Origin of the sequence: Moraxella sp. CTOTU47616 (genome assembly GCF_032017465.1) — a bacterium.
Classification (GTDB): Bacteria; Pseudomonadota; Gammaproteobacteria; order Pseudomonadales; family Moraxellaceae; genus Faucicola; species Faucicola tetraodonis.
Genome location: NZ_DALZPU010000005.1, coordinates 141,843 through 162,394 on the forward strand (window position 1 = coordinate 141,843; position 20,552 = coordinate 162,394).

The 20,552-nt window shown below is 42.5% G+C and carries 23 protein-coding genes; 17 read left to right on the plus strand and 6 right to left on the minus strand.

Going from position 1 to position 20,552, the window contains the following annotated elements; genetic code table 11:
* The first annotated feature begins 107 nt into the window (after window positions 1-107).
* The 5 genes from RTS10_RS07580 (at window position 108) to RTS10_RS07600 (ending at window position 3,377) form a co-directional block, all read left to right on the plus strand.
* Window positions 108-404 (plus strand): integration host factor subunit beta, encoded by a 297-nt coding sequence (locus tag RTS10_RS07580; protein ID WP_036603685.1) that lies wholly within the window; start codon window positions 108-110, stop codon window positions 402-404.
* Between the two features lie 161 nt (window positions 405-565).
* The gene (locus tag RTS10_RS07585; RefSeq protein WP_219330980.1) at window positions 566-925 is read left to right on the plus strand and encodes a lipopolysaccharide assembly protein LapA domain-containing protein; all 360 of its coding nucleotides are present in this window, start codon (window positions 566-568) and stop codon (window positions 923-925) included.
* 76 nt (window positions 926-1,001) lie between these two features.
* Window positions 1,002-1,703: an orotidine-5'-phosphate decarboxylase gene (pyrF, locus tag RTS10_RS07590; RefSeq protein WP_312539880.1), complete on the plus strand. Its 702-nt coding sequence runs from the start codon at window positions 1,002-1,004 to the stop codon at window positions 1,701-1,703.
* A 17-nt stretch (window positions 1,704-1,720) separates the two neighbouring features.
* Window positions 1,721-2,512 carry a metallophosphoesterase gene (locus RTS10_RS07595; protein ID WP_312539845.1) on the plus strand — a complete coding sequence of 264 codons (792 nt, stop codon included), beginning with the start codon at window positions 1,721-1,723 and terminating at the stop codon, window positions 2,510-2,512.
* 115 nt (window positions 2,513-2,627) lie between these two features.
* Window positions 2,628-3,377, plus strand: a complete 750-nt coding sequence (locus RTS10_RS07600; RefSeq protein WP_099807786.1) for a histidine phosphatase family protein — start codon at window positions 2,628-2,630, stop codon at window positions 3,375-3,377.
* 92 nt (window positions 3,378-3,469) lie between these two features.
* Here RTS10_RS07600 and RTS10_RS07605 read toward each other — a convergent pair whose 3' ends face one another.
* The 3 genes from RTS10_RS07605 to RTS10_RS07615 all read right to left on the minus strand — a co-directional run bounded on the left by RTS10_RS07605 (window position 3,470) and on the right by RTS10_RS07615 (window position 7,123).
* Window positions 3,470-4,636: an acyl-CoA desaturase gene (locus RTS10_RS07605; protein ID WP_050324109.1), complete on the minus strand. Its 1,167-nt coding sequence runs from the start codon at window positions 4,634-4,636 to the stop codon at window positions 3,470-3,472.
* A 204-nt stretch (window positions 4,637-4,840) separates the two neighbouring features.
* Window positions 4,841-6,484 carry a sensor histidine kinase gene (locus RTS10_RS07610; RefSeq protein WP_312539848.1) on the minus strand — a complete coding sequence of 548 codons (1,644 nt, stop codon included), beginning with the start codon at window positions 6,482-6,484 and terminating at the stop codon, window positions 4,841-4,843.
* Between the two features lie 3 nt (window positions 6,485-6,487).
* Entirely contained in the window at window positions 6,488-7,123 is a 636-nt protein-coding gene (locus RTS10_RS07615; protein WP_036603711.1) for a response regulator, read from the minus strand.
* 347 nt (window positions 7,124-7,470) lie between these two features.
* Between RTS10_RS07615 and RTS10_RS07620 the strand changes: the two genes are divergently transcribed.
* The 12 genes from RTS10_RS07620 (at window position 7,471) to radA (ending at window position 18,111) form a co-directional block, all read left to right on the plus strand.
* A complete protein-coding gene (locus RTS10_RS07620) occupies window positions 7,471-8,064 on the plus strand; it encodes a 6-pyruvoyl trahydropterin synthase family protein (protein WP_062334414.1) in 594 nt (197 codons plus the stop codon).
* A gap of 74 nt (window positions 8,065-8,138) precedes the next feature.
* Window positions 8,139-8,576 (plus strand): tRNA (adenosine(37)-N6)-threonylcarbamoyltransferase complex ATPase subunit type 1 TsaE, encoded by a 438-nt coding sequence (tsaE, locus tag RTS10_RS07625; protein ID WP_007116355.1) that lies wholly within the window; start codon window positions 8,139-8,141, stop codon window positions 8,574-8,576.
* Window positions 8,569-10,194, plus strand: a complete 1,626-nt coding sequence (gene mutL, locus RTS10_RS07630; RefSeq protein ID WP_312539849.1) for a DNA mismatch repair endonuclease MutL — start codon at window positions 8,569-8,571, stop codon at window positions 10,192-10,194. The genes tsaE and mutL overlap by 8 nt, the downstream gene beginning before the upstream one ends.
* A 3-nt stretch (window positions 10,195-10,197) precedes the next feature.
* Window positions 10,198-11,250, plus strand: a complete 1,053-nt coding sequence (gene miaA / locus RTS10_RS07635; protein WP_312539850.1) for a tRNA (adenosine(37)-N6)-dimethylallyltransferase MiaA — start codon at window positions 10,198-10,200, stop codon at window positions 11,248-11,250.
* 159 nt (window positions 11,251-11,409) lie between these two features.
* On the plus strand, window positions 11,410-11,955 hold the full coding sequence (gene hfq / locus RTS10_RS07640; RefSeq protein ID WP_036593488.1) for an RNA chaperone Hfq: 546 nt from the start codon (window positions 11,410-11,412) through the stop codon (window positions 11,953-11,955).
* Window positions 11,956-12,310: 355 nt separating this feature from the next.
* Window positions 12,311-13,279: a KpsF/GutQ family sugar-phosphate isomerase gene (locus RTS10_RS07645; protein WP_312539851.1), complete on the plus strand. Its 969-nt coding sequence runs from the start codon at window positions 12,311-12,313 to the stop codon at window positions 13,277-13,279.
* 57 nt (window positions 13,280-13,336) lie between these two features.
* Window positions 13,337-13,861, plus strand: coding sequence for a KdsC family phosphatase (locus RTS10_RS07650; RefSeq protein WP_312113932.1), 525 nt, complete (start codon window positions 13,337-13,339; stop codon window positions 13,859-13,861).
* Window positions 13,862-14,038: 177 nt separating this feature from the next.
* The gene (gene lptC, locus RTS10_RS07655) at window positions 14,039-14,611 is read left to right on the plus strand and encodes an LPS export ABC transporter periplasmic protein LptC (protein WP_007975572.1); all 573 of its coding nucleotides are present in this window, start codon (window positions 14,039-14,041) and stop codon (window positions 14,609-14,611) included.
* A 174-nt stretch (window positions 14,612-14,785) separates the two neighbouring features.
* A complete protein-coding gene (lptA, locus tag RTS10_RS07660) occupies window positions 14,786-15,295 on the plus strand; it encodes a lipopolysaccharide transport periplasmic protein LptA (protein ID WP_115304596.1) in 510 nt (169 codons plus the stop codon).
* Between the two features lie 57 nt (window positions 15,296-15,352).
* Window positions 15,353-16,096, plus strand: coding sequence for an LPS export ABC transporter ATP-binding protein (lptB, locus tag RTS10_RS07665; RefSeq protein ID WP_312539852.1), 744 nt, complete (start codon window positions 15,353-15,355; stop codon window positions 16,094-16,096).
* A gap of 38 nt (window positions 16,097-16,134) precedes the next feature.
* Window positions 16,135-16,569 carry a PACE efflux transporter gene (locus RTS10_RS07670; RefSeq protein WP_312523112.1) on the plus strand — a complete coding sequence of 145 codons (435 nt, stop codon included), beginning with the start codon at window positions 16,135-16,137 and terminating at the stop codon, window positions 16,567-16,569.
* 144 nt (window positions 16,570-16,713) lie between these two features.
* Window positions 16,714-18,111: a DNA repair protein RadA gene (radA, locus tag RTS10_RS07675; RefSeq protein ID WP_138019017.1), complete on the plus strand. Its 1,398-nt coding sequence runs from the start codon at window positions 16,714-16,716 to the stop codon at window positions 18,109-18,111.
* Window positions 18,112-18,188: 77 nt separating this feature from the next.
* On the opposite strand, the gene RTS10_RS07680 is transcribed toward radA, so the two are convergent.
* The 3 genes from RTS10_RS07680 to RTS10_RS07690 all read right to left on the minus strand — a co-directional run bounded on the left by RTS10_RS07680 (window position 18,189) and on the right by RTS10_RS07690 (window position 20,527).
* Window positions 18,189-18,521, minus strand: a complete 333-nt coding sequence (locus RTS10_RS07680) for a hypothetical protein (RefSeq protein ID WP_007116343.1) — start codon at window positions 18,519-18,521, stop codon at window positions 18,189-18,191.
* 227 nt (window positions 18,522-18,748) lie between these two features.
* Complete coding sequence (locus RTS10_RS07685; protein WP_036593505.1) at window positions 18,749-19,543, minus strand: ABC transporter ATP-binding protein; 795 nt, start codon at window positions 19,541-19,543, stop codon at window positions 18,749-18,751.
* A 78-nt stretch (window positions 19,544-19,621) separates the two neighbouring features.
* Window positions 19,622-20,527, minus strand: coding sequence for an ABC transporter permease (locus tag RTS10_RS07690; RefSeq protein ID WP_050324121.1), 906 nt, complete (start codon window positions 20,525-20,527; stop codon window positions 19,622-19,624).
* Window positions 20,528-20,552 lie beyond the last annotated feature (25 nt).

The window sequence follows — 20,552 nt, forward strand, 5'->3', positions numbered from 1 at the left end:
AGAATTGTTAATAGATTGCTGGATAAACTTGAACTGTAACGAAGTTTTTAAAACCATCATTCTGTAATTTAGACTACGACAGTTACGTTTAGCGTGTTAGGGGTAGTATGGAAAAAGTGTTAAACAAATCTGATTTGATCACTAGATTATCAAGTGAATGTGAGAATATACCAGAAAAAACCATTGAGGATGCCACCAAGCAAATCATTGATTTGATGGTCGATACCTTATCTCAAAACGGGCGTGTCGAAGTACGCGGTTTTGGTAGTTTTAGTTTGCATCATCGTGAGCCACGTGTGGCGCGCAACCCTAAAACAGGCGAGAAAGTTACCGTGAAAGCAACGGCGATACCGCATTTTAAACCTGGCAAAGCATTGCGAGAGGCAGTCAATCATCATCGTTAGTTGCGGTTTTTGAGCCATTTAACGTTGTTGAACTTACGCTATGGTTTAATATATGATTGATCAAAAAGAGTGGACAAAAAATCCACTCTTTTTTTTCAATTATCTGTAATAATAGTGGCATTCAAAAATGTAGATTGATTAAAATAACCAAGGAGGAAACTATGCGTTACCTGTTAGCGATTTTGTTGTTCGTGGTCGTTGGTTATTCATTGATGCTTGTATTGGTGAATAACAACCAAGTCGAAGTAAATTTACTGTTTAGCCAAGTGCCACAAATGAGTTTGGGGTTACTGCTGATTATTAGCATTGTTTTAGGGGTCATCGCGGGACTATTGATGGGGTTGATTTTATTTCGCGTACTACAAATGAAACTGGAAAATCAGCGCTTATCTAAAGAGTTAAAGCAAACCCAAGAAAAATTGATGCAAACGCAGCATAATTATGAACAGCATTTAGCGCAAACCAGCAATGCAACGATTGCACCTACCGTAGCCAACCCTAATTTACCACCCGTACGATAAGCAATGCATACTATCGAGTTAAAAAAAGAGTCAGTTTGTTATGAATCAAGTGGCAGCACCGCAAGCAACATCACTCATCAAATCAGCCATCAAGTCACCCATTATTGTGGCATTGGATAACATGGATGACCGTCAGGCATTAAGCTTGGCGGATAAATTGGATCCTACATTGTGCCGGGTGAAAGTTGGCAAAGAGCTGTTTACCAAATATGGTAATAGCTTAGTGACATCCTTACATCAGCGTGATTTTGAGGTGTTTTTGGATTTAAAATTTCATGATATTCCCAACACCACCGCGCAGGCGGTATTAGCGGCGGCTGATTTGGGGGTGTGGATGGTCAATGTGCATGCCAGTGCAGGGCGCACCGCCATGCAAACGGTGAAAGCGCGTCTATCGGCGCAAAACTACCAAACCTTAGTGATTGCGGTAACGGTGCTGACCTCTATGTCACAGCAAGATTTGGCTGAAGTGGGTATCACCGACTCGGTAGAAAATCATGTCAAGCGATTAGCGTTATTGACGCAGCAATCTGGGCTTGATGGGGTGGTTTGCTCTGCACAAGAAGCCAATATGCTTAAACAGCTTTGCGGCAAGGATTTTCTTTTAGTCACGCCAGGTATCAGGCTGCCAGAAGACGCCAGTAATGACCAAACGCGGATTTGCACGCCCAAAGATGCCATAGCAAATGGGTCTGATTATTTGGTGATTGGGCGGTTAATCACGGCGGCAGCGGATCCCACCGCAAAACTGCAATATATCTTGGATACGTTAAAATAATCCATTTCGAGTCATGTATGCCAGTACGTTTTCAAGTGTTAAGTGATTTACATATTGATAGCTATGCAAGAAGGGATTTGCCCATTGGTGAAATCCCTTACACAAACGCCGATGCTATTTTAGTAGCGGGCGACACATCCAATGGGCTTTTGGGCATCGAATGGCTCATCGGCGAATCAAAGCGACTTGAGAAACCAATTTTTGTGATTGTGGGCAATCATGAGTATTTTGGTCATAATATTCTTACTCTCGATGAGCAGATAAAGGCATTGACGCAAGATACGCAAGTACATTTTTTACAATGCGCGAGCTTTGAATTTATGGGTGTTAGAATCATTGGTACAACGCTTTGGACGGATTATCAATATCAACCACAAGATAATACGTTGGAGATTGCTCAGCAGTTTATGCGCGATTATCGCGAGATTTATTATGATAACCGACTGTTAACGCCCCAAGATACCGTATCTATTCATCAGCGTCAGAGGGCATGGTTGCAAAATGCCTTAAAACAAAGCCAAAAAGATGCTATGCCCACTGTGGTCATGACACATCACAGCATTAGCCCATTATCTATCGCGCCAAAATATGCCAATTTTCCCAGTAATGCGGGATTTGTCGTTGATTTGAGCGAATGGTTACAGCGCGACTTTGCGCCTGATATTTGGCTGCATGGACATACCCATGAAGCCTTTGATTATCAGCAAGGTCATACACGTGTTATTGTCAATCCCAGAGCCTACCCCAATGAAATCAGTAGTACCGGGATAGTTTTTGACTGGCATAAAGTTGTTGAAGTCATGGTATGATTGGCAAGTTTCCCCCAGTAACATCCCATTTAATCGCTTAAATTTTTTGACCTCATCAATTTATAGTATCAATTTATGGTGCAAAGATAAAAAGATATAAGGAATGCGTATTTAAATGTCTAATTCAATCAACACCATGCCTGCTCATTTACCGCCCAGTATGATTGACTCGGTTAAGCTACTGCCAAAAAATGAGCGATTAATCTTATTTACCCGTCATTCATTGCGCGAAATGTCAGATAAAAATGGCTTTGCCAGTTATGCATTACCACTGACACCAAAAGGCAGAGTGTTGGCGGAGTCTTGGGGGCGTTGGTTGGCTGCCAACTTAGATTACTCGATGGATGTAGATAGCATCAGTAGCCCGATACAACGTTGTATTGATACCGCAGTTTTAATGCAAGCAGGTGCTGGCATCTCTAGAAATGTGTCGCACCAATCGCTGTTGGTAGAGCCGGGTAGTTTGGTCGTGGACCATGAAGAAGTGAGTAAGGTATTCAAACAAATTGGTGCGCTAAACTTTATCAATCGTTTTTTGGCGGGCGACATGGCAGGGATTAAAGCGCCACATAAAGGCGGTTTGGATTTATTAGCGCTTTTATTTCAGCATCAGCCAAAGCACGGGCATTTATTACTGGCGGTTAGTCATGATACGCTATTGTCAGCGTTTTTAGCGGTGATGATGGGCGTGGGTGAAATTAGCTGGGATGATTGGCCAAAAATGATGGAAGGGGTGTTTTTGTGGTTTGATGATAAACCCTTTAGTGATGCAAAAGTACATTTTATTTGGCGTGGACAGTGCTATGAACGCCGATTGATTGAATTGTTAGACCCATTTTCACCCTCTTATCCGTTACAAGACTAATCGGTACCCAACAAAACCATAAAAATAATAAAGGTAGGACTTTATCCTACCTTTTTTGACACAGTCAACCTTTAAACATTTTCATGTTTTAATCAAACATGTTTGCCTTTTAAATGATTAACCAAATTTTCAATTTGTTGAGCATGATTGCGAAGTTTATCCTCGATGCCACTAAACTGGTCTTTTAGCTTATCATCAACTTCATGAATACGCTGGGCGAACTCATTTTTTTTCATCTCAATGGCTTGCGTTTTTAACGCTTGCCATTCTGCAATCGTTTGTTTAAAGGCTTGTTGTTCACTGTTTAAACGATCTTTTATCACTTGGAAATCGCTGGTTAAATTCCCTGAAAAAGTCGCAACTTTTTTCTCAGCACGTTTGAATGCCATTTCTGTTTGCGCATGCTGAATAGTAACATCTGGGACACGTTTTAAATCCCAAGTCAAACCGATTTTTGACAAGCCATAAATAATCCATTTGCTAGGATCATATTGCCACCATTTTACCCCATTGCGATAGTCGTATTGGAAAAAGTGATGGTAGTTATGATAGCCTTCGCCCCAAGTGAAAATGGCCAGAATCGGATTATCACGCGCGGTATTAGTATCGGTATAAGGACGGGTACCAAACATATGGCAAAGCGAGTTGATAAAGAAAGTAAAATGATGGCTTAATACCAAACGCAGTAGCCCTGCAAGTACTAAGGTACCCGCAACATCACCCACCATCCAACCAAACAACGCTGGCAAGCCAATATTGGCTAATAAAATCCACAGAGCATAATATTTATCTTGCGCCACTAACACAGGATCAGCTTTTAAATCCGGGATATTTTTGTAGTCATAGTGGCCGCTTGGGTAGTTTTTGAGCATCCACCCGATATGTGAAAACCAAAAGCCACGCTTGGCAGAGTAGGGGTCTTGATAGATATCATCGACGTGGCGGTGGTGCAAACGGTGTCCTGCACACCAGTCAAATACTGAGCCCTGAACAGCTAAGGTGCCGCCAATCAGAAAGAACCATTTGACAATCGGATGCGCTTGGTAAGTACGATGTGACCATAAACGGTGATAACCGACGGTAATACTTAACCCATTCCAAGCCATAAAGAATGCGAAAATTGCCCAAACTTGCCAACTGACGCTATGTGTCCACAAGTAATAAGGTACAATCAATAAAGCCGCCAAAGGCGTGCTAATTAAGACAAACGCAGGGATCCAATTAATGGGCGCGTTTTCAAAAGATTGAGGTTGTGCCATAGAGATAAATGTCCTGAGGATGATCAAAATACGACATGTATTTTTTTAATCATTTACGCTACATTGTACTGAAAAAATGGAAAAAAGTGAACACATATACACTCAAATTCCCGACAATTTTGCTAAATTGATATCGATAAACTTACTGTAATATGAATGCTTTAGCCAAAAAATTCAATTAAAAATTTTAGCTACAAAGATATTTTAGACAGACGGTAAAGTTTTGGTTTGACAAATCATCCGAAAGCAAGTTTGCCCCTCACTTGGCGCATATTCTAGATTGGCATAGTTTGCCTGACAAAAGGCCTGCGACAAATAAAGCCCCAGACCCGTGCCCTGATTATCTGTGGTAAAAAACGGATTAAATAAATACTGAATATTTTCTTTGGCAACGCCATGACCCGTATCTATCACATCAATATGAATAGATTTGCCAGATTCATACACTTGAAGGGTGACAAAAGCATGGGGCTGGGTTTTGCTACTAAAACGCAGCCCGTTATTGATGAGGTTGACCAAAATCTGTGCTAGCTGATGGTTATCAAACATAAAGCCTTTGTCAGTATGGCAGTGCAGAAAAATATCATGGCCGCTGAAGTTTTCTTGTATAAAATCGTTTAGCCAAGTTTTGGGTTCAATATAAACAAAATTAGGGCGCTGCTGACGAGATAATTTAAGCACATCTTCGATGATTTTATTGACCCGAATCGTTTGGTGGTAAATCATCTCATATAACAAGATATTATCGTCGGATAAGGCGCTGTCAGCCTCATTAATTTCCTCCATTAATAATTGGCTGGCTTGGCTAATGGTTGCCAGTGGGTTACGAATCTCATGGGCAATACTGGCGGATAATTGCCCTAGTGACGCAAGTTTTAACTGCTGCGCACGGCTAAACTCATGGCGTAAATCTTCAATAAAAATAATGGCATATTGCTGTCTTAATTGGGCGATACGAAGCCGTAGGTCATTAAAACTTTGGTTATTAGGCTCAATGCCAACGGCCAAAGGTGTGCTAGCAGTCGCTGCGCCGAGCCGCACTATTAAAGTTGCTTCAGGCTCTTGGATGATGGGTGCAAGTCTTGCGGCTAATAAGGGGGAAATGTCTAGTAAATTAAAATTATCAAGGGCCTTGGGCAGATGTAGTTGTTCGAGTGCGGTATCATTGGCGATAAAAATTTCTAAATCGTGGGATAGTACTACCACGCCTTGGTCAATGATTTGCACGATTTTATTGTTGATGGCATTTAGCGCATTGACTTCATTGACTTGGCGCTCAGAGAGCAGCTCAATTTGTTTAAGCCGTTTGGATAACGTATAACTTAAATAAGCCACCCCGATAAAGCTAATCGCCATCGAAGCCACGTTATTAACCAGCGCGTAGTTAACATCGCTTTTTAAGGTTTGATAAAACTGCTGATAAATAACCAGCGTGATGGCAAAAATAGTAAGCAAAATAGCTTGGTTGGAGCGCACCAACATAAAGGCCGCCGCAACTTGCACCAAAAACAGCAAAATCACTTGTAAATCATTACCACCGCTAAAATACAACATGGTAGTGAGTACCAGCGCATCGACAGTTAGCCCGACCATCAACAGCGGATTTTTGGGATAAAAATAATACAAAATAAATAAAGCAATACTAAACAAAAAATAGAAAAAAGTGGGAAAAAGATTAATCAATACCCAATAGTCATGCTGGGCATTTTTTAGTGCCAACATAAAACTAAAGGAAAAAAAGATAGCAATAATAATGCGGTAACCATTGTAGACGTTACCGATTTTTTTGGTTTTATCGTGGGTGCTTGGCTTATCAAATAGCGATGAAAACGCAGGATTGGTAATCATGATTTACGGTTGAATCAAACCGTGACGCATAGCCAAATGGGTAAGTTTGACATCACTGTCGATATTAAGCTTTTCAAAAATACGATAGCGGTAGGTATTGACTGTTTTGACACTTACAAACAATTGATCGGCGATTTGCTGTGGACTTTTGCAATTGACCACCATCATCGCCACCTGCATTTCTCGCTCACTTAGCGCATCAAATGGCGACTCTGAATTGTCAGTGAATAAAATATCAGCAAGCTGCTCGGCAACATCGGCACTAAAATAACGCCCGCCTTGGTGGACTTTTTTGATGCCTTTAATCATCTCATCAAGCGGTGTCCCTTTGGTGATATAGCCACTCACCCCCGCTTTGATGAGCATGGATGGGTAGGGCTGCTGAACTAGAGAGCTGACCGCCAAAATCTTGGTGTTTTTATCGGTTTGCAGCAGGCGCTTAGTGACTTCTAAGCCGCCAATGGTAGGCATATTGACATCAAGTAACACCACATCGGGCTTTAATTGTTTGGTTTTGATAATCGCGGTTTCACCATCGGCAGCCTCACCAATCACATCAATATCAGGGCTATCTGACAACATCCGTACGATACCCATGCGGACTAAATCATGATCGTCAACGACCAATACTCTAATCATCATTTTTTATCTCCACCGCGCTTATCTTTATGCCAACAAAATTTTGTATCAATAACACTTTATATCAACAAGACTTTATATCAACAAAACTTTATATAAAAAAGAGCCAGCTAAAAAAACTCATTTTTTAACAATAACTGTCTATCCCCAAGTTTTTATATTAGCACAGTTAGCGATTTAAGACGTGAGTTACTGTCTTAAATGTGACGAGATTTTTTATTTATGTTATGGGTAAATTTAGGTAGGCAAATTTTCGCACATGACTAAAATTCGCTTAACTTGGCCAATAGCTTTATAATAGTCAGCATTGAAACCTTTATTACTGCTAAAAAAATGCGAATCCTATTATGAGAATTAGAAAGCTGTTTAAATTTGAAAATGCCCATATCGTGCGCAATTGTAGCTCCGATCGCTGCAAGTACTCGATTCATGGGCATAGTTACCAAATCGAGCTGATTTTAGAAGCGCACCGCCTCGATCACGGGCAAATGGTGTATGATTTTGGGCTGTTAAAATCATCGATTAAAGACATCATTGATAGTTTTGATCATGCTATTTGTTTTTGGGATAAAGATGACCCCGACTATATTGACGCCTGTAAAAAATTTAGCGCGCGCTGGATTAGTTTGCCTGTTTCGCCCTCAGCAGAGCAGTTTAGCCGCGTGGTATTTTTTTGGGCAAGAGAAATCTTAAAACAAACCCAAATGCAAAATGGCGAAACCGATGTCAAAGTGTATTCCGTCATCGCCCACGAAACAGCGACAGGCTATGCACAGTGCTTTGAAGACGATGTCGATAATGCCCAAATGGGCGCGCTGACGCTGGGTGATTTTGAATTTAGCGAGCAAGTAAAAGCCGAATGGCATGACCCCTTGATGTATGACAAATTAAAGAAAGGCGAAAAATTTGTCAATCCGACAGTGGTTTTACAAGTTGACTAAGCTGTTGGTATCTGATGGGGTTGTTGTAACGATTTTTGATTCAGGACAAACATGGGCAAGCTGGGAAAATCGACATGAATAAAACTATCCTCTTAAAATCCGAAACCGACACCCAAGCCTTAGCTAAAGAGCTTGCCGAAATGAATTTAACCGGTAGCGTTTGGCTGTCGGGTGATTTGGGTGCGGGCAAAACAACATTAACCCGCTATTGGCTACAGGCAATGGGGCATACAGGCGCGGTAAAAAGCCCGACTTTTACCCTGGTTGAACCTTATCGTATTACGCAGGACGATGGTACAATTAAGCCGGTTTACCATGCTGATTTATACCGTCTCAATGATCCTGAAGAATTGGAATTTATCGGTTTTTATGAATATCAAGATGAGCAAAATAGTTTGGTGATTATTGAGTGGGCGAGTCGTGCAGCAGGCTATCTGACACCGCCCAATGCCACCCTTGATATCAAACGCCTGGATGACCAACAACGAGAAGTGACGATTAGTTTTGCCTGACAACCGTATTCATAAATTATCCCCACTGCTTATCAACCAAATCGCCGCTGGCGAGGTAGTGACGCGCCCTGCTTCTGTGGTCAAAGAACTGATTGAAAATGCTATCGATGCCAACGCTACGCATATTCGAATCGATATTGAACAAGGCGGGCTTGGGTTGATTCAAATTAGTGACAACGGCATGGGGATTCATCCTGATGACATGACGCTTGCAGTCACTCGCCATGCCACCAGTAAACTTGCTAATGTCAGCGAGTTGGTTGGTATTCATAGTTTAGGCTTTCGCGGCGAGGCACTAGCGAGCATTGCAGCGATATCGCATCTGACATTAACCAGTAGTCACAACGACAGCGGTATAGGGCAGCAGCTGAGCGTGAGCGGTAGTGAGGTAAGCCAAGCTACTATTCGTCCTATCGTAAAACATCGCGGCACGTGTGTCAGCGTTCGCGATTTGTATTTCAATGTGCCAGGCAGACGCTCGCACCTAAAAAGTATCGCCACAGAATTTGCCCATATTGAACAAGTCGTACAACGATTAGCGATTAGTTTTGCTGATGTGCAGATTGAATTATATCATCAAGACAAGCTGCGTTTTAGCTTAACGCAGTCAGCCCAAGCCTCTCACCAAAATTTAGAGGGTGCTGCATTGCCTTTTTTGCCCGCGTTTAGTTTGGCGCGGCTTGAACAAGCGTTAAATTTGCCATTGGCTGACATTGCACAGCCATTTTATGTATCGCTGCAAGGTTTACAAGCACAGACAGAGGATTTAAGTGCCCAAGTCACCGGCTGGTTTTTTATCGCGCATAAAAATAATCTGCCAAAACTGATTTATATCAATCATCGTTTGGTCAGCGATTTGGCGATTAGCCAAGCCATACAAAAAGTGGGTCGCAATCTAGGGATTGGCATCGACAATTCGCTACAAATGGGCTATGCGTTGTCTTTTGAGCTGCCTGCCGAGTGGATAAATGTCAATATTCACCCAAGTAAACAACAAGTCAAAATCCAGCCATTGACCAATATATTAGCTTGGTTGTCTCAGCATATGCTAGAGCAATTGCAGCCTAAAATGACTGAGTTAAATACCCTGCAACGGCAAGCTTGCGTGACAAAAACTGATGACAGTAACGTCGATAAATTTCAAAACTTGCCTGCGGGTAAAGCTACGTCCATTCAGTATATAAAGACCGGTGAGATAAAGACGGGTGAGAAACCCAACGCCACCCATGAGCTAACCCATGTTGCCGAAAATCAGTCGCTTTATCAGCTGGGAATCCAGATGGGAAATCAGCTAGCAATAAAGGGTGCTGTCGATAGGGTAACGGATAGCGACTCGATACAGCTAGTAACCTTATTTGAAAACAAGCATGAATTTGAAAGACAGCATCAATGTGAAAACCAGCATCAAACTTTTGCTTTAATTTTTTGGCAAGGATATTTCTATCTGATTGATTTACAATATCATCATATAGACAGTGATGATAAAGCCTATGTTCAATCTTATTTGAATCAAGCTGATTTTACCCACATTGCCGATAATGCCATTCGAGTCAGTGAAACTGACATGCTACAATGGCTGCTGTCGCATTTACCTAATCCCCAGTCATCTCCAGAATAAGCTATGATAACAGCCGATAAACAAGACGTGATTTGCCTTATAGCACCTACTGCCAGCGGTAAAACAGCGTTGGCATACGAACTCTACGAAACAGGCAAATATCGTCTTATTTCGGTAGATTCTGCCTTGATTTATCGGGATATGAATATCGGGACTGCCAAACCGACACGTGAAGAATTGGCAAAGTATCCACATGCGCTCGTTGACATCATTAGTCCTGAGCAAAGTTACAGCGTTGCCCAGTTTGTCAGCGATGTGGACTATCATATCAATCTTGCTCATCAGCAAAATAAAACACCTGTGCTAGTGGGTGGAACGATGATGTACTATATGGCACTGATTCAAGGTATCAATGATATCCCAGCAACCTTGCCAGAGATTCGCCAACAAGTCACCCAACTGATCGCTGAGCAGGGGATTGAACAGCTACATGCTTATTTGACCCAAGTAGATCCCATCCTTGCTAAGCAACTCAAAACCACAGACACCCAAAGAATTGGCAGAGCGGTGGAAATTTATCTGCAAACAGGTAAGCCATTAAGCGCTTGGCAGAATCAGCCCGCTAGGGCGTTAGCCGACAATCCACATCAGCGTTGGCAAATTTTAGCCGTGATGCCAGATCGTGATTGGTTACACAAGCGTATCGCACTTCGGTTAGATATCATGTGGCAACAAGGCTTTTTGCAGGAAGTGATTGCGCTGCGACAACAGTATCACCTTACGGCTGATCTGCCATCTATGCGCTGCGTTGGCTATCGGCAAGCTTGGGATTTTTTAGAAAAAATACAAAATACAACAGTGTTTACACATGATAATAATGAAGAAAATTTTCATGATAATGTGGCGCATTTTTTACTAAACACGCACAGCTCCCCAATTGAAGATTATAGACAAACTATGCAAAATGAGGCATTATATGCTACAAGGCAGCTAGCAAAACGCCAATATACATGGATGCGTAAGCTAGTAAGTACACAACAATTGGTTGAGCGGTTTGATATAACACCCTTGACAACTATTGATCAGGCAAGAACGCTGCTAATAAAAACAAGTTAAAAGCAGTGCTACGCTTGGCTGATACTATTTGAGTACTTGTTTAGTATAGCTCTGACAATCCGTGTTAAGCTAGTAAGCTGTCATTTTAAGGTATAATTAAAAAGTCGTCTAAAAATATAATAATTTAACTAACTTTCTGTTTATTTCTGGGAGAAACCTATGTCAAAAGGTCAAACGCTACAAGACCCTTTCTTAAATTCTTTGCGAAAAGACCGTATTCCAGTGTCTATTTTTTTAGTCAATGGTATCAAGCTTCAAGGTCAAATCGAATCTTTTGATCAATACGTTGTTTTACTTAAAAACACCGTTAGCCAAATGGTGTATAAACACGCCATTTCAACGGTAGTACCAGCCCGTAATCCACGTTCAGCTACGCCAATGCCAGGGGCAAGTGGCTACGGTCAATCTAGCCAAATGGGCTTTGGTCAAGCAGGCGGTTTTGAACAATCAGGCTACGGCGCAAATCGCACAGGGTTTGCTAATCGTGGTGGCTTTGGCGATCGCGGTTTTGATGGGGGCGGTTATGACAATGACCAACGTGGCTACCCGCAGGAGCGTACAGGATTTGCGCAAGCACCGTATGATCGCAGTGGTTTTGCTGATCGTGGTTTTGATAGCGGCTACGACAATATGAATTTTGAGCCTACCAAAGACGATGCCAATTTTGACGATGATGCAAACGGCAATGGTGAAGACAAGTATTAATTTTTAAATTCCAAACATGATATTACGTGGCGAACCCTATCAGTGTTCGCCATTTTTTATAGCTTTTATAGCTTATCATTTATAGTGTATTTGGAACTGATTTAGCAATGCGTAGATTGTTAATATAAATTCGATGAAATGTTGTCAAAATATGTATTTTCGGACTTATCCCGTGAATATTGGCTGAAATTACGCTATGATAATCAGACTTTAAAAAATTTTAAATTTTTAGCTTTAAAGATTGTTTATGCTAACTATTAAACGCCCGAATAAGCGGATAGCGATAACCGCGTAAAGATAAGTGCCCGAAAAAAGCGCACCAACAGCCATCTTGAAAAATTAGTGAGGAATTATCTTGGATGCATCGGTTGATTATTTAAAGCATGCCAAAGACGCTATCAAAACAGAACAACATGCTTTAGATTTGCTGATTGAACAACTAGATGAACGATTTGTGACTGCTTGCCATTTGATTGAAAACTGTCAGGGGCGTGTGGTGGTGACAGGCATGGGTAAGTCAGGGCTTATTGGTCGCAAAATTGCAGCGACTTTTGCCTCAACGGGAACGCCGTCTTTTTTTATGCACCCTGGTGAAGCGGGTCATGGCGACCTAGGCATGTTGGTCAAAGGTGATGTGTTAATTGGCATCTCAAACTCAGGTGAGTCAGATGAAATCCGCACGTTACTGCCTGTGGTAAAAAAACTGGGCATTCCGCTCATTAGTATCAGCCGTGACAAACGCGGTATTTTGCCAAGATCTGCCGATGTGGCTTTGACTTTAGGGGCGTCTGAAGAAGCTTGTCCCCTTGGTTTGGCACCGACATCAAGTACCACAGCTACTTTGGCGCTAGGAGATGCGTTAGCGGTGGCGCTGGTGCATAGTAAGCATTTTACCTCAGAAGATTTTGCTTTATCGCACCCTGCAGGGGCATTGGGTCGCAAATTATTAACTCAAGTAAAAGACTTAATGCATGTAAATAACCTGCCAACCATTGATGAGCATTCGACGCTTAATGAAGCTTTGTTTAGCATGACGGGTGGTAGACTGGGGATGACGGTGATTACCAATGCGAACAATCAAGTCGTGGGCGTATTTACCGATGGTGACTTGCGCCGTAGCTTAGCGCGCCAATTGGGGCTTGATACGCAGATTAGTGAGGTGATGTCAACCAATCCAAAGTCCGTCAATCCTGATGTTCGTGCGTCTGATGCGCTCACATTAATGAATGAACAAAAGATAAATCAGCTATTAATCATTAATGATGATAAGACTTTGGCGGGTATTTTGACCTTGCACGAGTTACTGCATGCGGGTGTGAATTAATAGGCTTAAAATAACTACTTTTAAAGTAACTAGGCTTACAATAATAAGGATAAAGTCATGCAAAGTCTGCTCACTAAAGCAAAAAACGTTAAACTATTGGTTATGGATGTGGATGGTGTATTGTCCGATGGAAAAATTATCTATGATGCCAACACGGTTGAAACCAAAAGCTTTAATGTTCAAGATGGCTTTGGTATTCAGCGTATTCACCAAGCAGGGATTCAAACTGCCATTATAACCGGTCGTACTAGCGACATTGTCACTCATCGTGCCAAAGAATTAAAAATCACCCATCTCGTGCAAGGGCGGGAAGACAAATTGACGGCGCTCAATGAATTGTTAGCTAATATTGGTATCTCGCTAGTAGAATGTGCTTATATCGGTGATGATTGGCCAGATATCAAAGCCTTACAATCCGTCGGGTTTGCTGTAGCCGTGGCAAATGCCAATGGCGAAGTCATCAAACGGGTCGATATGGTTACCACACGCTCAGGCGGACAAGGGGCAGTTCGTGAGTTATGTGATTTGATATTAAAAGCAACGGGTCATTACGATGATATTTTGGCCAGTTATGTGATTTAGGTTATATAACTTGGTTTAAGGGACTTATGCTAAGGGATTTGTTCTAAGTGATTTTTTTGAAAGTGATTTATTTTAAGTGATTTAGTTTAAGCAATTTGTTTTAAGTGATTTGCGTATGCGGTTTAGTGTGGTAACGTCCGTTTTTATCAAATTTTTTGGCAATGTTAGGTGGCAATCGTGTCAACAAAAACGCTATTTATTTTAGGCTTACTATTTATTATCGTATCGGCCTATTTTTATGCGCAAAACGATGCTCGCTTGACCCAAGTGTCACTCAAACCGACCGATATTGATTACCAAGCAGAGCAAATCAAAGCACTACAAACGACCGAAACAGGTAGTGTTGGCTATCAGTTAACAGCGGCGCAGGTGACCCATTACCAAAATGCTAATACTGCCGTGATGTCCAAGCCGCAGATTGTTATCCGTCCAAAAAATGAGCGTGAAGTAACTTTGGTGGCTGACCAAGCACAATTAGATGAAAATAAGCAGATTGCCAAACTGATAGGTAACGTGACCTTAACTAGCGTTCCGTTGCTCACCCAAAATACCAGTATGTTGAATTTGCCTGTTAAAATGATAGGTAAAAACTTTGTCGGTGATTTGGTCAATAATACAGTGATGACTAATGAACCGCTGACCTTTATCCATGGGAATAATCGGTTTGATGCCAAACAATTTAGTGGTGACTTGGCAACGGGTGATTACGGTTTTGGACAAGTGAGTGTGATGATTCAACCTGCACAGTAGCTAACCCTATCTCTATGGAGTAGAGTGGCTACTGTTAAGACAGTATGATGTTGACGGGATTTAAGTGAGTATCAAAAATCTTTAACTTCGGTGCTAATTTAATCTATATTGTTGATTTTAAAATTTTTATATAAAAGGTTTAACATGATTGTGGTGAAGACTCGACAATTAATAATGGCTGGCGGTGTGTTAGTTGCTGGCATGCTTGCGGCATCGAACGTGGCAAACGCCCTGCCATCAGACGCCAATGAGCCGATTCGGTTGTTGGCAGATAAAGCGACGTACAGTGAGCGCTCTGGGGTGACAAGCTATACAGGCAACGTTACCATTACCCAAGGCACGCTCAAAATGGCTGCGGATAATTTAACCGTCAATTTGACGCCAACCCGTGCTATTGAAAGTGCAGTCGCAACCGGGCGTCCTGCCACTATCCAACAAATTGTGACACAAGAGAAGGGTTTGGCGAAAGGTCAGGCAAATCGAATTGATTACAACGTCAAAACAGGGCTCGTCACCCTCACGGGTAATGCGCGCTTGACCCAAAATGGCGGTAGTTTTTCTGGCAATGTTATCCATTACAGTCTAAAAGTGGGTGATATTGAGGCAAAAGCAGGGAATAACCAACGTGTTGAGCTGGTATTTCCGCCACAAGCGAGCAACCGTGTTGGCGTTCGCAATCGCTAGTATTGTTTAACTTGCTTTCGCTTTGTTCATTGCCATTGTTTAGTTCTAGGATTTATTATGTCGCAACCGCAATCCAACCAGTCTCTGATCATGCAGCACCTTGCCAAACGCTATGGCAAGCGTTGGGTGGTTAAAGACGTGTCTTTTTCCGTAGAACAAGGGCAAGTGGTTGGGTTACTCGGTCCAAATGGGGCGGGCAAAACTACCAGCTTTTATATGGTCGTCGGTCTGGTCAATATGGATAAAGGGCAAATACAGCTCGGTAATCGGGATTTGTCGGCATTGTCCATGCACGAGCGCGCCGCATCAGGCATTGGCTACTTACCGCAAGAAGCATCAATTTTTCGCAAATTAACTGTTGAAGAAAATATTTTATCGATTTTGCAGACTCGCACAGATTTAGATAAAGCGGGGCAGCAGCAGCAACTTGAGCAGCTGATTGGGGAATTTAATTTGGGTCATGTGCGCCACTCATTAGGGATGAGCGTGTCAGGCGGTGAGCGCAGACGCTGTGAAATTGCCCGCAGCCTTGCCTCAAACCCCAAGTTTATTTTGCTTGACGAGCCTTTTGCGGGAGTCGACCCGATTTCGGTAGGCGATATCAAAGAGGTAATCATTAAGCTTAAACAGCGCGGTATCGGCGTACTCATCACCGATCATAATGTACGTGAGACTTTGGCTATCTGTGAACATGCCTATATTGTCAGTGAAGGACAAATTATTGCGGCAGGTACACCAGAGCATATCTTAGACAATGAGTTGGTACGTAAAGTGTACTTGGGTGAAAACTTCATGGTCTAGCAAGCAGAGTTTAGTAAGATTGTTCAAGGCAAAACGTGATGACAACCAAAGCACGCATCTGGCAAGCGATTTTATTTGAGACAATCGCCATACTGCTATCATTAGGCTGGGTAAAATTACTCAGCTTTTTTGGCTTTACGGGTAGTGAGTCTCAGCATAACGCAAGTATATTGGCGTTGCTGATTGGCATTTCGCTCATCGCCATGATTTGGACATTTATTTATAACTTATTGTTTGATAAATTTTTTACCGGTGAAAAACTGGCTCGACCGCTATGGCTACGGGTACTGCATATACTGGGTTTTGAAGGTGGCTTGTTGGGCTTTACCTTACCACTGGTCATGTGGGTGATGAATATTGGTCTGTGGCAAGCGTTTTTGCTCGATATTTCGTTGACCCTACTTATTTTGGTGTATGGGTTTATTTTTTACTGGATTTATGACCTAGTCGCCCATAAATATAGTCACAAATAACAGCAATCCTGCGTGTCAAAACTTGTGTGTCAAACATAGCTCGCTATACCTAATTTCATTGCATAGCATAGTTTATCCCTCTCACCACCACTAATACGCTTTAAGTTTCTTTATTCTTTAATTTTTCTTTGCAAATTGGAATCTATGGCAAAATCAAAATCATCCTACGTATGCCAACAGTGTGGCGCAAATTTCGGCAAATGGTCGGGACAGTGTGCCGAATGTGGCGCATGGAATAGCCTTGTCGAAGCGCCGACGGTCAGCATGCCACATCATAAACCTGTCACCAAAAAAGCCAGCAACTACGCGGGCGAACAATCGAGCGTCATGCCACTTAATGCCGTGCCTATGTCGCTCGATACTAGGCTACCAACGGGTGTTGGTGAGTTTGATCGGGTGTTAGGCGGTGGCTTGGTGGCAGGTTCTGTGGTGCTGATTGGGGGTGATCCGGGTATTGGCAAATCAACTATCTTGCTACAGACGGCGATTCACATGGCAGAAAATCAAAGTCTCGCCGGAAGTGCGCTGTACATTACCGGTGAAGAATCGTTGTCACAGGTGGCGATGCGGGCTAGTCGTTTGGGGCTACCCAATAACAACTTAAAAGTATTGGCAGAAACCAATGTTGAAATGATTTGCCAGGCCTTGACCCAAGAGCAACCAGCCGTCGCCATCATTGACTCAATTCAGACTTTGTTTACCGAAGCTATCCAATCCGCACCAGGCGGGGTCAGTCAAATTCGTGAATCAGCGGCGATTCTGACGCGCTATGCCAAGCAAACGGGTACAGCGTTATTTTTGGTCGGGCATGTGACCAAAGAAGGGGCGCTGGCAGGCCCTCGCGTGCTAGAACATATGGTGGATGCGGTACTGTATTTTGAAGGGCAATCGGACAGCCGTTTTCGAATGATTCGTGCGGTAAAAAATCGTTTTGGTGCCGTCAACGAGTTGGGCATTTTTGCCATGACGGACGCAGGACTCAAAGAAGTGGCAAATCCATCGGCGATATTTTTAAGTCGTTATGATAAACCGATTGCAGGCTCAGTGGTCATGGTTAGCCGTGAAGGTACCAGACCGCTACTGGTTGAAGTACAAGCGCTAGTGGATGAATCGCAAGGACAACCTAGGCGCATGGCACTAGGTTTAGATTATCAGCGCTTAGCTATGTTGCTGGCAGTCATGCACCGTCATGGCGGTATCCAAACCAATGGGCAAGATGTGTATGTCAATGTGGTAGGCGGGGTTAAGGTGCTTGAAACAGGTTCAGATTTGGCGGTTTTATTGGCCTGTGCGTCTAGCATCAAGGAAAAGCCTTTACCTTATACCCTAGCGGTATTTGGTGAGGTAGGCCTATCGGGTGAAATCAGACCTGTGCCCAATGGTCAAGAGCGTCTAAAAGAAGCGGTAAAACATGGCTTTACCCATGCGATTGTACCCAAAGCCAATGCCCCCAAAACGCAATTAGAGCAATATCAAGGTCTCAAAATCATCGCGGTTGAGCGATTAGATGATGCGATTGATAGCGCCTTTAATTCTCTATAAATAAAGGAATCATCTATAAATAAAAGACATAAAAAAAGCTGAAAAGTAATGTTTCAGCTTTTTTATAATTGACTTTTTTATTCTGCATCAGCCGCAAAATTAAAGTATTTGGATTGACTGCCAATGATTTTTTCAACCGCTTCAATCACTTCATCCACCACATCATCATATACCCCATAGTGAAGTTCATTGCGAAATGAGGTAAACGGACTTTTACGTAGACCTGAACGCACTTCGGTAATACCACTTTTATGGTAAATAAAATCAACTTTACCATTGGTGTTTAGTACACAGCTTAACCGTCCATCTTTTACCATCATATCGACGCGCTCTGGCATAAAGATGTATTCATTGACATTTAACGTTTTGTCTTCGACAGCTTTCGTAACAAGTGATTTTAAATCAAACATAGTGACCTCAAAGGATATTGTTTTTTATAATTAAAATTGAGAAAAATAGCAGTATTGGCACTGCTTGCTTATCCAGTGTTATTATGAAGAATTAATTTATCACTGTGTGTAAAAAAATGGATAACTTATGTTATCCATCTTCATCATGTTAAGTGCTAGGGTTTATTTAACTTATTCTATTTAACCCATCTTATTTAACCCATCTTATTTGATTGGGCCCAGTTAAGTTAGCTCAAAATTAAGCTGTCATCTTCTACCACTTCGCCGCGGGTGCGTTCAAACATATTGAGTAAATCATGGACAGTCATGCCTTTGCGTTCATCGCCTGATACGTCTAGTACCACTTGCCCTTGGTGTAGCATGACGGTGCGCGTGCCATGATTGAGCGCTTGCTGCATGGAGTGAGTGACCATCATGGTAGTGAGATTGTTTTCTTGCACGATTTTATCGGTTAGTTCCAAGACGAAAGCGGCGGTTTTTGGGTCAAGGGCAGCCGTGTGTTCATCAAGTAGTAAAATTTTTGACGGCTGCAGGGATGCCATTAATAGGCTAACCGCTTGGCGTTGCCCGCCTGATAATAAACCCATACGGTCAGTGAGTCGATTCTCTAACCCTAATTTTAAAATCGCCAGTTTTTCACGGAAAATTTCACGGTTTTTGTGATTTAATGCGCCTTTTAAAAAACGCGATTCGCCACGCTTGTAAGCAAGTGCCATGTTTTCTTCAATGGTTAAGGCTTCACAAGTACCTGCCATTGGGTCTTGGAAAACGCGCGCTACCCAGTGTGCCCTCTGGTGGGCAGATTTTTTGGTGACGTCAATATTGTTTAAGGTAATTTTGCCGCTATCGACCCGAATCGTGCCAGCGACGGCATTTAAAAACGTCGACTTACCTGCGCCGTTGGTACCAATGACCGTGACAAATTCACCTGCTTCAATACGCAGGCTGATACCACGTAAGGCAGGGTTTTCAATGGGCGTACCAGGATTGAAGGTCAATCGTAGATTGTCTGCGTTCATCATAAGGCATTGTCCTTTTACTTTACTTTTACTTTATAAGTTGTTAAGTGCCAAAGTTAAAATCAACTCTTTGATACCAAGTTAAGCGGCATGCTTATGGCGATTGCTTAAAATTTTTGATTTGATTTTTGGTAGGATTAAAGCAATCACCACCAGCAGTGCGGTGACTAAGTTAACATCTTGAGGACCAAAACCAATCGCACGTAAAGTATCATTTGACAACGCAATTTGGATAAAGAATTTATAAAGAATCGCCCCGACAATAGCAGATAGGGTAATCCACAGCATTTTTTTGGCAGGGATGATGGTCTCACCAATGATAACGGCAGCAAGACCAATCACAATGGTACCAACACCAATAGAAATATCGGCACCGCCTTGGGTTTGCACAAAAATCGCACCAGCAAGCGCAATCAGCCCGTTAGAAATCGCCATACCTAACAAAATGCTACGAGAGGTAGCAATCCCTTGAGCTTGTGACATTCTAAGGTTAGAGCCAGTTGCCCGCATCGCCAAGCCCATCTCAGTGCTAAAGAACCAATCCAAGAAAAACTTGGCAGCAATCACCACACCACCAATCACCACACAGCGCATCCAATAGCCGTTACTATCAGTCACCAGTTCGCCAAATATCGTTGGCTCACCGAGCAACGCCAAGTTTGGCGCTTGCATAATACGTAAATTGACGGCATACAGCGCGACCATCACTAAAATACTGGAGAGCAGCTGTAAAATACCAAGTTTGACATGTAGCCAAGCCGTTACTAAACCTGCAACACCCCCAGCAAGCATACCAAAGATACAAGCCAGCCAAGGGTTGACATCCGCGATGATTGCCACGCCTGCGACAGCACCGCCTAAGGGAAAACTACCATCCGCGGTCAAATCTGGAAAATCTAACACCCGAAATGAAATGTATACGCCCAAAGCCACTAACGCATAGATTAGACCACTTTCTAGGGCACCAAATAAAGCAAGTAACGACATAACTGTTCACACAAAAAAGTAAAGA